This is a genomic window from Spiractinospora alimapuensis (assembly GCF_018437505.1).
GTDB classification, from domain to species: Bacteria; Actinomycetota; Actinomycetes; order Streptosporangiales; family Streptosporangiaceae; genus Spiractinospora; species Spiractinospora alimapuensis.
Genome location: NZ_CP072467.1, coordinates 1,233,141 through 1,249,119 on the forward strand (window position 1 = coordinate 1,233,141; position 15,979 = coordinate 1,249,119).

Sequence of the window (15,979 nt, forward strand, 5' to 3'; positions counted from 1 at the left end):
CCCGCCCGAGGTGGGGAACCGGGACGGAGCGGACGTCGTTCGTGAGGGAATATCCTTGGTTGTATGGCGAAGTCCAAGGACACCGAGAAGGCACCGGCCGGCAAGAGCGCTGGCAAGAACGCGGACAGTGGCGCCGCGGAGAAGCGACCCGGGCGACTGAAACAGATCCGGATGGTCGCGGGGCTCGTGCACAAGCAGAGCCCGTGGAGTATCCCGATCGCCGTCGTGATCGCGATCGTGGTCCTTGGACTGGCGATTCTGGGCGGGATCCTGACCGGGGCCGTCTGGTACTGGGTCATCCTCGGTATTCCCACCGCCTTCCTCTCCGGATTCATCTTCTTCACCCGCCGCGCCCAGACGGTGCAGTACAAGATGCTGGAGGGCCAACTGGGCGCCGGCATGGCGATCCTGGAGAACATGCGGGGCAACTGGGTGTTCACCCCGGGGGTCAACGGCAATCGGGAGATGGACGTCGTGCACCGCGTGGTGGGGCGGCCGGGCATCATCCTGGTCGGCGAGGGCAACCCCAACCGGGTCAAGGGCCTGATCGCCAAGGAGAAGAAGCGGGTGGCGCGCGTCGCCTACAGCGCCCCGATCTACGACCTTCGGGTCGGCAGCGGCGACGAGGAGGTCTCGATCTCCCAACTGCGCAAGCGGGTGATGAAGCTGCCGCGAAACCTGAACAAGGCGCAGGTCGCCGAGCTCAACTACCGGTTGAAGGCGCTTCCGCCCGCCATGCAACTTCCCAAGGGCCCCATGCCCAAGGGCGCGAAGATGCCCAAGGGCCCCAAGATGCCGGGCGGTCAGTCCTAGAACAAGGCTCGCCAGCCGGGAACACGTCGGACGACGGGGACGGGCGCCTCGCGCGGTACGGGTCGCGGGAGGCGCCTTCCCTTGTGCTCAGATGCGGGTGCTGACCGTTCCCACCGCGCGGTCGTGCAGTCCCCGGTTGTCCCGGTCGTAGACGACGGCCGGAATGACCAGGCACAGCAGAAGCGTCCGCACGAGGACCGCGAGCGGCCAGGTCACCGACGACGCGGGAAGCTGCCCCATCCGGATACCGAAGATCCGCTTGCCGATGGTGGTGCCGGTGAACGTGATGAGCAGTGTGGCCTGCGCGGCGAAGACGACGAGCGCGACGTAGGCCGTCAGGTTCGCCGATCCGTCGAACACCGTGTGCGCGACCCCGAGGGACAGCAGCCAGTCCACCGCGAGCGCCCCGAGCCGTCGCGGCACCGACGCGACGGCTCCCGTTCCGTCGCGCGGCATACCCAGACGGTTGCCCGGGTGAACGAACTCCTCGGAGTGGGGGTCGTCGGAGTTGGCGGGGGTGTTACGCGTGGCCATACCACCACGGTACTGGCCCGTGGCGGTGGTGAGCGGGCAGGGTCAGGACGCGCGACGGCCCGCGAACCCGCGGTCCACCAGCGCGACACCGATCGCGGCGACGATCACCTGCACGATGAGTACGAAGAGCCAGAACGTGGTGAAGATGGCCGCGATCGCCGAGCCGACGAAGGCCGCGACGATGCCGATCACGAGAGTGAGCCACAGTGGGACGTGTTGACGGCCCGGCGCGACGAGCCGTCCCAGCGCTCCGATGATGAGGCCGACGATGATGGCCGAGATGATTCCTGTGATCTCCACGGTTCCTCCTGGTCGCGGTGATCCCTGTTCCCCCAGGCCGATCCCCAGGCTGTCTGAGTCATTCCCCGCCCGACTCGCGCCCATGCGAACGCCGCGTGACGTCCTTCTCACGCCGACCGCATAGCATCGTTGTGACCAGCCGGAACACCGGCGCGGGTTCCCCGGCGCGGGGATCGCGCGGCGTAACATACGGGAAACATCGGGGACACGGAGTAGAAATCGCCTGGTCGTAGCGTTGAGGGCGCAGTCGGGAGGTGGTCTGGGCCGGCGCGACACCGCCGCCGCTCCCCCGACACCCGGTCACCTCTACCTACCGCACGGAGGCAATTTTGTTCAGCAGCGCGCAGGAACTCCTGGCCTTCACGGCCGCGGAGGACGTCAAGTTCCTCGATGTCCGATTCACCGACCTGTTCGGATCGACGCACCACTTCACGATCCCGATCGAGCAGGTGGACGAGGACTTCCTCGACGACGGCCTCATGTTCGACGGCTCCTCCATTCGTGGGTTCCAGGCCATCCACGAGTCCGACATGCTGCTGCTCCCCGACTACACCACCGCCGTGTTGGACGCCTTCCGTCAGCACAAGACGGTGAACCTGACGTTCTTCGTGCACGACCCCTTCACCCGTGAGTCCTACAGCCGCGACCCGCGCAACGTCGCCCGCAAGGCGGAGGCCTACCTCAAGGACTCCGGGATCGCCGACACGGTGTTCTTCGGCCCGGAGGCCGAGTTCTACATCTTCGACGACGTGCGGTTCGAGACCCGGGAGAACGCCAGCTTCTACTACATCGACTCCATCGAGGGGGCCTGGAACACCGGCACCCAGAACGGCAAGTCGAACCTCGGGTACCGGCCGCGGTACAAGGGCGGGTACTTCCCGGTGGAGCCGGTCGACCACTACAGCGACCTGCGGTCCACCATGGTGCGCAACCTGATCGACGCCGGCATGAAGATCGAGATCCAGCACCACGAGGTCGGCACCGCCGGTCAGGCGGAGATCGACTTCCGGTTCGACACGATGTTGAAGTCCGCCGACAACGTGCAGCTCTACAAGTACATCGTCAAGAACACCGCCTACGCCGAGGGCAAGTCGGTCACCTTCATGCCCAAGCCGGTGTTCGGCGACAACGGCTCCGGCATGCACTGCCACATGAGCCTGTGGAAGGACGGCCAGCCGCTGTTCTTCGACGAGTCCGGCTACGCGCAGCTCTCCGACATGGCCCGCTACTACATCGGCGGCCTGTTGAAGCACGCCCCCGCGATCCTCGCCTTCTCCAACCCGACGGTGAACTCCTTCCACCGCCTGGTCCCGGGCTACGAGGCCCCGGTCAACCTGGTGTACTCCCAGCGCAACCGTTCGGCCTGTATCCGGATTCCGATCACCGGAACCAACCCGAAGGCCAAGCGCCTGGAGTTCCGCGTCCCCGACCCCGCGGCGAACCCCTATCTGGCGTTCTCGGCGATGCTGATGGCCGGTATCGACGGCATCAAGAACAAGATCGAGCCGCCGGAGCCGGTGGACAAGGACCTCTACGAGCTGCCGCCCGAGGAAGCCACCGCGATCCCGCAGGTCCCCGACTCCCTGGACGCGTGCCTGACCGCGTTGGAGGAGGACCACGAGTTCCTCCTCGAGGGCGGCGTGTTCACCCCGGACCTGATCTCGACCTACGTGGAGTACAAGCGCACCGAGGAGATCGACTCCCTGCGGCTGCGCCCGCACCCCCGTGAGTTCGAGCTCTACTACGACTGCTGACGCGTCCTCCGACGCGCCCCGCGGGCCCACGCCTCAGTTGAGGCGCGGGCCCGCCGCGTTGTGCGAGCCGATCCAGCGGTTGGTCGGCGTCCGGCCGAGACCGGTCGCCGCTCGGTCCGGCGGGAGGCGTTCCGCGATGTCACGGCGATGGGCACTCGCCTACGACGTTCCCGATGACGCCGAGATCACCCACATGCTGGTCAACGGCGCGACCATGTTCGACGACGGGGAGCGCGTGGACATCGACTGACATCCCCGCGCACCACTGTGTCGGAATGATGACGACAGTCACACATGAGTGATACGGTGCCGGCATGGCGAGCATGTCGGACTCCCGAGGGATCGCGGTCGTCACGGGCGCCACGGGCGGGATCGGCCGAGCCCTGGTGGACGCGCTGGTGCGCGACGGATGTCGCGTGGTCGGCCTGGGACGGGACCGGGAACGGCTCGACGACCTGGAGCGTGAGCACGCGAGCGCTCCGGTGACCGGACTGGTCTGCGACATCACCGACGAGGACGATGTCGCGGCCACCTTCGCCGAGCTGGACCCGGTGTCGGTCCTGGTGAACAATGCCGGGATCTCGGAGACGGCCCCCGTGGCGCGGACGTCCCTCGCTGACTGGGAGGCTCACCTCCGGGTCAACGCGACGTCGGCCTTCCTGGCGACGCGGGCGGTCCTCCCCGGAATGCGGGACCGCGACCACGGCCGCGTCGTGTTCGTCGCCTCCACCGCGGGACTCGAGGGCACGCGCTACACCAGTGCCTACACCGCCTCCAAACACGCCATGCTGGGGCTGGCCCGCTCGGTCGCCGCCGAGGTGGCCGGCACCGGGGTGACGAGCAACGCCGTCTGCCCCACGTTCGTCCGCTCGCCGATGACCGAACGGTCCGTGGCCCGCATCAGCGGACGCACGGGGCGCGGCGTCGAGGAGGCCGAGGCGGCGCTCGCCACGGCCTCCCCTTTGGGGCGGCTGGTCGAACCCGCCGAGGTGGCCGCGGCCGTATCCTACCTCGCGAGTTCACACGCCGCCGCAGTCAACGGCCAGTCCCTGATCATCGATGGAGGAGGCATTCAGCGTTGAGCCCGTTCCGCGCTTCGGCGCCGCTAACACAGACGTGGGAGCACTTCGACGTCACACACGCTGACGGCGTCACCACGGTGACGCTGAATCGGCCCGAGAAACTCAACGCCCTCACCTTCGACTCCTACGCCGACCTGCGGGACCTCCTGCTGGAGATCCCCCAGCGCGGAGACACCCGGGTGCTGGTGCTCCGGGGCGAGGGACGCGGGTTCTGTTCCGGGGGCGACGTGAACGCCATCATCGGCGAGACGCTCGCGATGGACCCGGCCGACCTCCTCGACTTCACCCGCATGACGGGCGAGGTGGTGCGGGTGATGCGCGAGTGCCCGGTGCCCATCATCGCCTCGATCCACGGCATCGCCGCTGGCGCCGGCTCGGTGCTGGCCCTCGCCTCCGACTTCCGGGTCGTCGCCGAGTCCGCGAAGTTCGCGTTCCTGTTCACCAAGGTGGGTCTCTCGGGAGCGGACATGGGGGCCGCCTATCTCCTGCCCCGCGTCGTCGGTCTGGGCCACGCGACGAAGCTCCTCATGCTCGGCGACACCATCCCCGCGGCGGAGGCCGACCGTTACGGGCTGGTGAGCGAACTCGTGGCCGACGAGGAACTCGACGCCGCGACAACGACCCTGGCCTCCCGCCTGGCCGACGGCCCGGCGCTCGGCTACGCGCAGACCAAGGCCCTGATCACCCGGGAACTGGACATGAGTCTGTCCGGGGCCCTGGAGTTGGAGGCCACCACCCAGGCGCTGCTGATGAAGAGCGTGGACTACGCCGAGTTCCACGCCGCATTCACCGGCAAGCGCGACCCCCAGTGGAAGGGACGTTAGGTGACCTCTCCGCACTCCCTGGTGAACCCGCCCGGCCTGAGCCCGGCGGTGGGTTTCGCGCACGCGGTCGTACCCGCCGCCGGACGCACGGTCTACCTGGGCGGCCAGACCGCCCAGGCGCCGGACGGCACCATCCAGGGCGCGACGGTCACCGACCAGATGGACGTCGCCCTGTCCAACCTGGTCGAGGCCCTGCGCGCCTGCGGCGCCCAACCCGAACACCTGGTCAGTCTCGTCATCTACACGACCGACGTGCCCGGATACCGAGCGGCCCTACGCGACATCGGACGACGCTACCGCGACCACCTGGGCCGCCACTTCCCCGCCATGGCCCTCCTCGGCGTCGCGGAACTCTTCGACCCCGACGCCCTCGTGGAACTGATCGGTACCGCCGTCATCCCCTCATGACCGGCTCCGGAGGGGAGGGGTGTGCCGGCCCCCACCCCTCCGGAGCACGGCCTCGTCGGCGGATCTCTCATCGCCGGCCGGGCGGTCGCCGTCACTCGGCATCGGTGCCCCCCGCGGCGTCCGCCCCTCCGGCGTTCGAGGCGCTGACCAGGACTTCGGTCTGCCACAGGTGTCGCGGCTGGGCGTGCAGCCGCAAATAGTGTTCGGCGATCTCGTCGGGGTCGAGGACGGTACCGGCCGCGACGGGACCGTCTATGGTGACGCTGGCGACGTGCACCCCCGAGGGGCCGTACTCCTGGTCGAGCAGGGAGACGAGGGTTCGTACCCCCGCCTTGCCGAGCGAGAGGCTGACGTACCGGGGTTTCGCCGCGGGCATGCCTCAGGTGACGATGATCGACCCACTCCCCCGTCGCGCCATCGCGGGCGCGACGTGAGCGGCCGCGGTGAGGGCACCAACCACGTTGACCGACCAGGCGTCCAACTGGGCCCGCACCGACAACTCCCCGGGCGAGTCCGGCTGGATGACCGCCGCGTTGTAGACCACGACGTCGGGCAGGCCAATCTCCTCGCAGACTGTGTCCAGCGCGGCACGCAACGCTGTCTCATCCGCGCTGTCGGCGGGGAGGGAGACGACGGGAACCGCCAAGGAGGCGACCGCCTCGGCCACGTTCGAGAGGGTCCCTGGGGTGCGTGCGACAAGCGCGATCGGCATGCCCTCCTGGGCGAACCGGCGGGCGACGGAACGGCCGACCCCCGGGCCCGCTCCGATGACCACTGCTCCTGGCAGCGCTGGCTCCTTCCGTCGACCACACCGGGCCAGCGGAACGTTAGGGCATGACGTCGACGTGAAGGCAATCCCCGCGAAGGATCGAATCGTCGCCGAGGATCCACGTCCCCTCGCCGGGGTACGAGAGGGACGCCGATGCCCGCCCGCCGGAGAACTCGTGCCCAGGGACGCGCCGACAGTCCTCCCAACGCGCGGGGTCCCACGACCGGGGCCGATCCACCGTGTCACCCCCATCGTGATCACTCCACCCCCACCGGGATTTCTCCGCTTCCAGCGGGTGGGGGCGCACCCCGCTCCGCGAGGGCGCGGTCAACACCACCCATTCGAGCGGCGTCATCCAGGGGCGCCGGTGACCTCGCGGACGTGGGCGAGGCCCGGCTCGCGGAGTAGGGCGTGGAGGTCGAAGAAGACGCGGGCCGCTCGGCTGCCGGCCCACGCCTCAGGGAGGACCTCGGGGGGCAGGCCGGGATCGAGGAACGGCATGCGACGCCAGGCGTCGACGGCTCTGAGGTGGCTGGCGAAGGCGGCGCCCATGGTGCCCGCGGCGCCGGAGCGGCGCCAGGCGCTCAGTTCGGGCTCGTGGTCGGCGAGGAAGGACTCGTACATCCGCTGGAGGGCCGGCAGGTCCCACCAGCGGGCGACGGCCTCGGTGAGGTCGCTGAAACCGAGGTGGGTGGCGCGGAACAGCTCGACGTACTCCGACATCCCGAGGTCCCGGATGGCCGCGCGCGCCTCCGGCTCCAGGTGCGCGGGGGCGAGCCACACGCCCGCCGTCGTCGTCCCGAACCCGAGCCACGCCAATTGGGATCGCAGCACGTGCCGCTTGTTGCGCTGGGACTCCGGCACGGAGAACACCACGAGCACCCAGCCCTCGGACAGGGCGCCCACCGTGTGGTGGAAGATGCGGCGGTCGCCCTCGGTCAGGATGCGCAGACCGGCCTCGGAGAGGCGGTAGCCGGCGACGCCACCGATGCGCTCGGCCGCCAGGAGGCCGCGTCGCTTGAGCCGGGAGACGGCGGAACGCACCGCGGGGGGCTCCACGTCCAGCTCGCCCATGAGGGCGATCAGGTCCGCGACCGACACCCACCCGCCAATGTCCCGCCCGTAGGAGCCGAAGAACGAGACGATCAGTGACCGCGGCCGACGGGTCGGGCGTTCGACCTCACCCGGGTTCTCCGGTTCCACATTGAGCGTCACACGAGCACGATATCCGGTCACTCCCCGCCACGCTCCCGCATCCTCCGTTCCGGGACGACGCCAGAGATCCAAATCGCGCTCTATTGACGACCGTCATGGATTCTGTATATTGCGATGTGGGGCGGATCACTCCCGCCACACGTCGATCCGACGAGAGCCGAGGTCCGGCATGCAGCTTCCGACCGTCGACGAGGACTTCGCGCGGTGGGCCGAGGAGACGGCCGCATCCCTCTTCGCACCCCCCGGCCCCGGGGACGACTCCGGCCGGGTGGACCGGGACCTCGTTCGGCGTCTCGGTGACGCCGGCCTCCTCCCCGCCCTCTTCCCGGGGGTCGGCTCCGGCGCGCTCGACCAGGAGGCGCCCGCGCGACACATCTGCGCGATGCGTGAGGAGCTCGCCCGCCGCGACACCCACGCCGAGACCGCCCTGGCCCTCCAGGGGCTCGGCACCTACCCCCTGGTCCAGTCGGGGACCCCGGCACAACGCGCGGCCTGGATCCCCCGGGTCGCCGCCGGTGACGCGGTCGCCGCCTTCGCGTTGAGCGAGCCCGACGCCGGCTCCGACGCCGCCGCCCTCGCCCTTCGGGCCGAGGCCGACGGTGCGGGCTGGCGGCTCTCGGGCGAGAAGACGTGGATCTCCAACGCACCCGACGCGGACTTCTACACCGTGTTCGCCCGGACGACACCCGACCGTGGGGCCCGGGGCGTCACGGCGTTCCTCGTGCCCGGCGACCGGCCGGGGCTGCGTGGGGAGCCGCTGGACATGCTCTCCCCCCACGCCTTGGGCCACCTCACCTTCGACGGCGTCGTCGTCACCGAGGAGGACGTCGTGGGCGAGGTGGACCGTGGCTTCCGGGTCGCCATGCGCACCCTTGACCTGTTCCGCCCCAGCGTGGGCGCGTTCGCGGTCGGTATGGCGCGCGCCGCTCTGGACGCCGCGCGGACCCACACCGCTCAGCGCTCCGCCTTCGGTGGCACGCTGAGCGACCTGCAAACCGTCCGCCACACCCTCGCCGAGATGGCCACCCGCATCGAAGCGGCCCGCCTTCTCGTCTACTCGGCGGCCGCCGAGTACGACGTGTCCGGCCCGTTGGTCACCCGGAACGCCGCCATGGCGAAACTGTTCGCCACCGAAACGGCGCAGTACGTCGTGGACGCCGCCATGCAGATGCACGGCGCACGTGCGCTGCGGCGCGGTCACCTGCTGGAACACCTGTACCGCGAAGTCCGCGCCCCCCGCGTCTACGAGGGGGCCACCGAGGTGCAACGCGAGATCATCGCCCGCCAGCTCCTCTCCTGATCCGTTCGCTCGGCCGAGGAGGTCACCCATGCCTCATCTCCACCCCACCAGCCATGTCGACACCTTCACCCGCGACAACCTCCCCCCTGACCCCCAGTGGCCCGAGCTACTCTTCGACCATCCCGACCTGCGGTATCCCGACCAGATGAACTGCGTCGAGGAGCTCCTCGACGGCACCATCGAACGGCACGGCGCCGACCGGCCCTGTCTCCTCAGCCCGGACGGCTCCTGGACCTACGGTGAGCTCGCCGAGCGGGTGAACCGGATCGCGCACGTCCTGGTCGACGAGTTGGGGGTGCGGCCGGGCAATCGGGTCCTCCTGCGTGGTCCGAACTCCCCGTGGTTGGCGGCGTGCTGGTTGGCGGTGCTGCGGGTGGGCGCGGTCGTCGTCACGGTGGTCCCGGTGCTGCGTTCCGGGGAGCTGGTGACGATCCTGCGCGCGGCCGAGGTCTCCCACGCGATCTGTGAGGAACGTTTCCGCGCCGACCTGGACGAGGCCATCGACGAGATCGCCCAGGATCCCTCCGGCCGCTCGGTCTCCGTCCTGCCCTACGGTGGCGACTCGCCCTACGACCTCTCCCGCCGCGCCGAACGCCACGACACCGTCTTTCCGGCGGTCCGCGTCTCGGCGGACGACGCCTGCATGATCGCCTACACCTCTGGGACCACCGGTGTCCCGAAAGGGTGTGTGCACTTCCACCGCGACGTGCTCGCGGTCGCCGACACCTTCTCCCAGCACGTCCTGCGCCCCCAGCCCAGCGACGTGTTCGCGGGCAGCCCGCCGTTCGCGTTCACGTTCGGGCTGGGTGGGCTGTTGATCTTCCCGATGCGGGCCGGCGCGTCGACCCTGCTGCTGGAGAAGGCCGGCCCCAAAGAGCTTTTGCGGGGCGTCCACGAGCGCGGCGTCAGCGTGCTCTTCACCGCGCCGACCGCCTACCGGGCGATGCTCGCGGACCTCGCCGACCACGACCTCGCGTCCCTGCGCCGATGCGTCTCCGCCGGGGAGCACCTACCGGCGGCGACGTGGGAGGCGTGGCGGGAGGCCACGGGGATCCGTATCATCGACGGCATCGGCGCGACCGAGATGCTGCACATCTTCATCTCGGCGGCCGACGACGACATCCGGCCCGGAGCGACGGGACGTCCGGTTCCCGGATTCGTGGCCGCCGTCCTGGACGCCGACGGCAACCCCGTACCCGACGGAGAACCCGGTCTGCTCGCGGTCCGGGGCCCGGTCGGCTGCCGCTACCTCGCCGACCCGCGCCAGGAGCGCTACGTCCGCCACGGCTGGAACTACACCGGCGACACCTATGTCCGCGACTCCGACGGCTACCTGTGGTACCAGTCGCGCAGCGACGACATGATCATCTCCGCTGGCTACAACATCGCGCCGGCCGAGGTGGAGGAGGCCCTGCTGACCGCTCCCGAGGTGGCGGAGACGGCGGTGGTGGGCGTGCCCGACGAGCGGCGCGGCGCCGTGGTGGCGGCCTTCGTCGTCCCGGCCGCGGGCACCGACGCCGGGCCCGACCTCGCCGAGAAGCTGAGGGACCACGTCAAGGCGCGCATCACGCCCTACAAGGCGCCGCGCGTCGTGGAGTTCGTGTCGGAGCTGCCCCGCACCGTCACGGGCAAGCTCCAGCGGTTCAAACTCCGGAACACCGAGTAGGGCCTCGGCATCCCGCACTCCACGCACACCGAACGACTGAAGGGCAGTGTGAGTCCATGCGCATCGCGTGTATCGGGGGCGGTCCCGGCGGACTGTACTTCGCGGCGCTGATCAAGCAGCTCGACGCGTCCCACGAGGTCACCGTCTACGAACGCAACGCCCCAGAGGACACCTTCGGCTTCGGTGTGGTGCTCTCCGACGAGACGCTCGGCGGCATCGAACACGCGGACCCCCACGTCTACCAGGAGCTCTCGGCGCGGTTCGCGCAGTGGGACGACATCGACATCCACTATCGCGGCACGCTGACCACCTCCGGTGGGCACGGCTTCGCGGCGATCGACCGACGTCGTCTGTTGCAGATCCTGCGGCGACGCTGTGAGGAGCTGGGGGTTCGGCTCTGGACACGTACCGAGGCGCCGCCGGTGGAGGACCTCGCCCGGGGGAACGACCTGGTGGTCGCCGCCGACGGGATCAACAGCCACACCCGCGCCACCTACGCCGAGGACTTCGGCACCACGTTGGACCAGCGGCACAACACCTTCATGTGGCTGGGCACCGACCGCGTGTTCGACGCCTTCAACTTCCACATCCTGCACACCCCGCACGGCGTGATGCAGCTCCACAGCTACCCCTACTCCGACACCGCGAGCACCTTCATCGTGGAGATGCACGCCGAGGTGTGGCGCCGCGCCGGGTTCGCGGATCTCACGGCCGGCCGCGCGTTCCCGCCAGGAGTGAGCGACGTCGCCAGCATCGCGCGGTGCGAGGAGCTGTTCTCCGACGTCCTGGAGGGCCACCGGCTCCTGCCCAACAACTCCAAGTGGCAGAACTTCGTCACGGTACGCAACGAGTCGTGGTCGAGGGGCAACGTGGTGCTGCTCGGCGACGCCGCCCACACCGCGCACTTCTCCATCGGTTCGGGGACCAAGCTGGCGATGGAGGACGCGCTGGCCCTCGCCGCCTGTCTGCACGAGCGGCCGGACGTCCCCCGGGCCCTGGCCGCCTACGAGGAGGAGCGGCGGCCCGTGGTCGCCAGCACACAGCGCGCGGCGCAGGCCAGCCTGGAGTGGTTCGAGGAGATCGCGCGCCACGCCGAACAGGACCCCCCGCAGTTCGCGTTCAACCTCCTCACCCGGAGCCGACGAGTCACCTACGACAACCTGCGCCTGCGCGACCCGGAGTTCGTCGCCACCGTGGACGACTGGTTCGCCGACCAGGTCGGGGACGGCCCCTCCCCGACGGTCGTATCGGCCTCGCCCACCCCCGACGCCCCGGACCGGCGTCCCCCGATGTTCCACCCCTTCCGGCTTCGGGAGCTCGAGCTACGCAACCGCGTCGTCGTCTCGGCCATGGACATGTACTCCAGCCAGGACGGGGAGCCCAACGACTTCCACCTGGTCCACCTGGGCAGCAAGGCCATGGGTGGCGCCGGCCTGGTCATGACGGAGATGGTGTGCGTCTCCCCCACCGGACGAATCACCCCCGGCTGCACCGGGCTGTACCGACCCGAGCACGAGACGGGATGGCGCCGCGTCACCGACTTCGTGCACGACAACTCCGGCGCGCGGATCGGGGTACAACTGGGCCACTCCGGCCGGAAGGGCTCCACCAGACTCATGTGGGAGGGCATCGACCTCCCGCTCGACGAGGGGAACTGGCCCGTCGTGGCGCCCTCCGCCCTGCCCTACCGACACGGCACCAACCAGGTTCCCGCCGAACTCGACCACGACGGCATGCGGCGGATCCGCGAGGAGTTCGTCGCCGCCGCCCGACGCGCCGACGCCGCGGGCTTCGACCTCCTGGAGTTGCACTGCGCGCACGGCTACCTGCTGTCCAGCTTCCTCTCTCCCGTCACCAACCAACGCAGCGACGCCTACGGCGGGTCGCTCGACGCCCGGCTGCGCTACCCGCTGGAGGTCTTCGCGGCGGTACGCGAGGTGTGGCCGGACCACAAGCCGATGAGCGTCCGCATCTCGGCCACCGACTGGGTCCCCGAGGGGACGACCGGCGAGGACGCCGTCTCCATCGCCCGGGCGTTCGTGTCGGCCGGGGCCGACGTCATCGACGTCTCGACCGGCCAGGTCACCCCGGACGAGAAGCCCGCCTTCGGCCGCAGCTACCAGGTTCCGTTCGCCGAACGCATCCGCTCGGAGATCGGGGTTCCCACCATCGCGGTGGGTGCGATCTCCTCCTACGACGACGTGAACTCCACCCTGCTCTCGGGGCGGGCCGACCTGTGCGCGCTGGGCCGGCCCCACCTCTACGACCCGCACTGGACCCTGCACGCCGCCGCTGAGCAGGAGTACTCCGGTCCGGGCGTGGAGTGGCCGGCCCCGTTCCGCGCGGGGAGTCGACGCCCCCAGACCGGCCGCACCGACGGGCCCCGACCTCGACTGGAACCGTTGCGCAGCCCCGAGGCCGGGGCCACGGCCCATCGACGGTGGCTCCCCGCCCGACCCCCCGTGAGCGCGCCCCGATAGTGTCGTCGACCCCTGCGGGGCGACAGCGCGGACCTGACCAAGGAGGACCCTGGTGCACCGATATCGCTACGGGCAACACCCGAGTCAGTTCGCCGACCTGTGGCTCCCGGACGCCCCAGACACCGTGCCCGCCCCCGTCGCGGTGCTCCTCCACGGTGGATGGTGGCGGGACCTGCACGACCTCACGCTGATGGACCCGCTCGCCCGTGACCTCACCGCGGCGGGCTGGGCCGTGTGGAACGTGGAGTACCGACGCACCGGAGCCGACGGTGGGGGCTGGCCCCAGACGGTCGAGGACGTCGCGGCGGCGCTGCGGCTGCTGGCGACGACGGCCGCGGCGGACACGGAACGACTGGACGCGGGCAGGGTCGCGGCCGTGGGTCACTCCGCCGGCGGCCACCTCGCCCTGCTGACCGCAGCCGCGTCACCGGTCACACGGGTGGTCGCCCTGGCGCCGGTGACCGACCTGGCGCGCAGCGACCGCGAGGGCCTCGGGGAGGGGGCCGTCGCCGCGTTCCTCGGCGCGTCGCCCGGCGAGGACGCGCCGCGTGACGGCTCGCCCGTCGCACGACCGGAGACCGGGTTCTCCCAGCTCGTGGTGCACGGTGACGCCGACCAACGCGTACCGGTGGACCAGAGCCGTGACTACGTGGTGGCCGCTCGCGCCGCCGGAGCCCCGGTGACCTACGAGGAAGTGCCCGGAGCCGACCACTTCGCGGTCATCGACCCCGACCACCCGGCCTGGCGCACCGCGCGCGCCTGGCTGCTCGGTTCGGGCTGAGTCCGTTTCCGCTCCACCCGTCGTCCTCAACGTGTGTCAGCCCCGCTGACCCTGGCCGTCGCGGCCCACCCTCCCCCCACCGCAGTCCCCCGAGAAAGGCAGACCTTCCGTGGCCAACAAGTCCGCAGGCGACACGGGATCACCACCCGTCCAACGCCACAGCCGGTTCATCGTGGTCGCGATCTGCGCGTTCGCGATCATCCTCGACGGCTACGACCTCGCCGTCTACGGCGCCGTCGTCCCGAGCATCCTGGCCGACCCCGACCCGAGCTGGAACATCGACGAGTCCACCGCCGGAACTCTGGGCTCCACCGCCCTGGTGGGCATGCTGCTGGGCGCGCTCCTCGTCGGCACGATCACCGACCTGCTCGGGCGGCGCCGGATCATCATGATCTGTGTCGCGTGGTTCTCCGTGGGCATGGCGCTGACCGCGTTCGCCCCCACACCGGAGGTCTTCGGCACGCTACGGTTCCTCACCGGGCTGGGCCTGGGCGGTGTCATCCCGACAGCGATCGCGTTGACCATGGAGTACGCCGAACCGCACCGACGCAACATGACGAACGCGTTCATGTTCTCCGGGTACGCGGTCGGCGGCATGATCGCGGCCCCGCTGGCGATCCCGATCCTGGCGAACTTCCACTGGACCACGATGTTCTGGATCGGGTCCCTGCCCGCCCTCGTGCTGATCCCGCTGGCCTACTTCAAACTGCCCGAGTCGCCCAACTACCTGCGGGCGCGCGGACGTGAGGACGAGGCGCAGGCCGTCGCGGCCCGGTACGGCGTCACCCTCGAGGCACCGACCGAGCGGGCCCCCAAGGGCCCGGGCGGGTCGCGCGGCGCGATGGACAACGTGCGGGCCATCATGGGGCGCGGCTTCCTCGGCGGCACGCTGCTGTTCTGGCTCGCCAACGGAATGGGGCTGCTGTTGGTCTACGGCCTGAACACGTGGCTGGCCAACATCATGCTCTCGGCCGGGTTCCCCCTGGCGTCGTCACTGTCGTTCCTGATGGTGCTCAACATCGGCGCCATCCTCGGCGCCCCGAGCGGCGGAGCGCTCGCCGACCGCCTGGGCTCCAAGCCGGTCGTCACCACGATGTTCCTCCTCGCGGCGACCAGCATCCTCATCATGAGTCTGGAACCACCCATGGTGGTCCTCTACCTGTGTGTGGCGATCGCCGGCGCCTGCAGCATCGGCACCACGATCCTGGTCAACTCCTTCACCGGCAACTTCTACCCCGCCGAGATGCGCGCCACCGGACTGGGCTGGGCGCTGGCCATCGGGCGTATCGGCGCCATCATCGGCCCGATCTACGGTGGCCTGGTCATGGCCTCCGGTATGGGTGTCGAGGTCAACTTCTACGCCTTCGTGATCCCCGCCGTCATCGGGGCTCTCGCCTGCGTCCTGGTTCCCCCCTCGCGGGCCAACCTCCCCGTCGGCACGGCCAACGGATCCGCGACGGACAAGGCCTCCGCGTAGGAACCCGCGTCCGAGGCCTCGCTGGGTTCACGTGATCCCCGCGAGGCCTCGGAGGATGGGGACGGACTCAGGCCGCGGCGGTCTCCGCAGTATCCGCGGTCAGCGGGCGCTTGGGGTCGACGTGCGGCCGATCTCCGGTGGCGCCACCCGCGGCCTGTAGGGCCGTACGTACGGTGTCGAGGAACATCACCGTGGCGTCGGGCCGCGTCTCGGCATCCACGACCAGAGTGACACTCAACGTGTGCGCGGTGAGACCGGCCGGCGCGTCGGGATCGTGGATCCCCCCGTTGATCTCTTCGAGGACGAGGAGTTCGTCCATCACCCGGTTGGTGAACTCGTCGAACGCTTCGACCATGTCGCAGCCGCTGGCGGTGGCGAAGCTCACGGCCACCGCCAGTCGGTACTTCACGTCAATCCTCCCAGCACGCGCCCCGATCTGAGACGACCGTCGTCAGGTTCAACGACCTCGCCGGACGATGCCCACTTCCGGCCAGCGACGCGGACTCGCACGCGCGTCACGGACGCCAGCTCCGCTCCTCAACGGCTGCCCCGGCCCTCCCCCGCCCACGCTGTACG

Annotated in this window: 16 protein-coding genes; 10 read left to right on the forward strand and 6 right to left on the reverse strand. The window is 70.0% G+C overall.

What is annotated here, in order from left to right:
• Positions 1–63: 63 nt before the first annotated feature.
• Positions 64–813, forward strand: coding sequence for a DUF4191 domain-containing protein (locus tag J4H86_RS05695; RefSeq protein ID WP_236542455.1), 750 nt, complete (start codon positions 64–66; stop codon positions 811–813).
• An 87-nt stretch (positions 814–900) separates the two neighbouring features.
• On the opposite strand, the gene J4H86_RS05700 is transcribed toward J4H86_RS05695, so the two are convergent.
• Positions 901–1,347: an RDD family protein gene (locus J4H86_RS05700; RefSeq protein ID WP_236542456.1), complete on the reverse strand. Its 447-nt coding sequence runs from the start codon at positions 1,345–1,347 to the stop codon at positions 901–903.
• Positions 1,348–1,389: 42 nt separating this feature from the next.
• Positions 1,390–1,647, reverse strand: a complete 258-nt coding sequence (locus tag J4H86_RS05705; protein WP_236542457.1) for a GlsB/YeaQ/YmgE family stress response membrane protein — start codon at positions 1,645–1,647, stop codon at positions 1,390–1,392.
• A gap of 329 nt (positions 1,648–1,976) precedes the next feature.
• On the opposite strand from J4H86_RS05705, the gene glnA reads away from it, so the two are divergent.
• The 4 genes from glnA (at position 1,977) to J4H86_RS05725 (ending at position 5,715) form a co-directional block, all read left to right on the forward strand.
• Positions 1,977–3,401 (forward strand): type I glutamate--ammonia ligase, encoded by a 1,425-nt coding sequence (glnA, locus tag J4H86_RS05710; RefSeq protein WP_236542458.1) that lies wholly within the window; start codon positions 1,977–1,979, stop codon positions 3,399–3,401.
• Between the two features lie 323 nt (positions 3,402–3,724).
• A complete protein-coding gene (locus J4H86_RS05715) occupies positions 3,725–4,483 on the forward strand; it encodes an SDR family NAD(P)-dependent oxidoreductase (protein ID WP_236543922.1) in 759 nt (252 codons plus the stop codon).
• A complete protein-coding gene (locus tag J4H86_RS05720) occupies positions 4,480–5,307 on the forward strand; it encodes an enoyl-CoA hydratase family protein (RefSeq protein WP_269134535.1) in 828 nt (275 codons plus the stop codon). Before J4H86_RS05715 ends, J4H86_RS05720 begins: the two co-directional genes overlap by 4 nt.
• Positions 5,308–5,715, forward strand: coding sequence for a RidA family protein (locus J4H86_RS05725; RefSeq protein WP_236542460.1), 408 nt, complete (start codon positions 5,308–5,310; stop codon positions 5,713–5,715).
• A gap of 91 nt (positions 5,716–5,806) precedes the next feature.
• Here the strand turns inward: J4H86_RS05725 and J4H86_RS05730 are convergent, their stop codons facing one another.
• The 3 genes from J4H86_RS05730 to J4H86_RS05740 all read right to left on the reverse strand — a co-directional run bounded on the left by J4H86_RS05730 (position 5,807) and on the right by J4H86_RS05740 (position 7,699).
• Positions 5,807–6,091: a Rossmann-fold NAD(P)-binding domain-containing protein gene (locus tag J4H86_RS05730; RefSeq protein ID WP_236542461.1), complete on the reverse strand. Its 285-nt coding sequence runs from the start codon at positions 6,089–6,091 to the stop codon at positions 5,807–5,809.
• A gap of 3 nt (positions 6,092–6,094) precedes the next feature.
• On the reverse strand, positions 6,095–6,490 hold the full coding sequence (locus J4H86_RS05735; protein WP_236542462.1) for an SDR family NAD(P)-dependent oxidoreductase: 396 nt from the start codon (positions 6,488–6,490) through the stop codon (positions 6,095–6,097).
• Between the two features lie 345 nt (positions 6,491–6,835).
• Positions 6,836–7,699: a PaaX family transcriptional regulator gene (locus tag J4H86_RS05740; protein ID WP_236542463.1), complete on the reverse strand. Its 864-nt coding sequence runs from the start codon at positions 7,697–7,699 to the stop codon at positions 6,836–6,838.
• 169 nt (positions 7,700–7,868) lie between these two features.
• Here J4H86_RS05740 and J4H86_RS05745 point away from each other — a divergent pair, with 169 nt between their 5' ends.
• From J4H86_RS05745 to J4H86_RS05765, 5 genes are all read left to right on the forward strand, one after another.
• Positions 7,869–8,999, forward strand: a complete 1,131-nt coding sequence (locus J4H86_RS05745) for an acyl-CoA dehydrogenase family protein (protein ID WP_236542464.1) — start codon at positions 7,869–7,871, stop codon at positions 8,997–8,999.
• Positions 9,000–9,027: 28 nt separating this feature from the next.
• Positions 9,028–10,665: an AMP-binding protein gene (locus J4H86_RS05750; RefSeq protein ID WP_236542465.1), complete on the forward strand. Its 1,638-nt coding sequence runs from the start codon at positions 9,028–9,030 to the stop codon at positions 10,663–10,665.
• A gap of 56 nt (positions 10,666–10,721) precedes the next feature.
• The gene (locus J4H86_RS05755) at positions 10,722–13,145 is read left to right on the forward strand and encodes a bifunctional salicylyl-CoA 5-hydroxylase/oxidoreductase (RefSeq protein WP_236542466.1); all 2,424 of its coding nucleotides are present in this window, start codon (positions 10,722–10,724) and stop codon (positions 13,143–13,145) included.
• A gap of 52 nt (positions 13,146–13,197) precedes the next feature.
• A complete protein-coding gene (locus tag J4H86_RS05760) occupies positions 13,198–13,926 on the forward strand; it encodes an alpha/beta hydrolase family protein (protein WP_394356453.1) in 729 nt (242 codons plus the stop codon).
• Between the two features lie 109 nt (positions 13,927–14,035).
• Entirely contained in the window at positions 14,036–15,403 is a 1,368-nt protein-coding gene (locus J4H86_RS05765; protein ID WP_236542467.1) for an MFS transporter, read from the forward strand.
• Between the two features lie 67 nt (positions 15,404–15,470).
• Here the strand turns inward: J4H86_RS05765 and J4H86_RS05770 are convergent, their stop codons facing one another.
• Complete coding sequence (locus J4H86_RS05770; RefSeq protein ID WP_236542468.1) at positions 15,471–15,812, reverse strand: hypothetical protein; 342 nt, start codon at positions 15,810–15,812, stop codon at positions 15,471–15,473.
• Between the last annotated feature and the right edge of the window lie 167 nt (positions 15,813–15,979).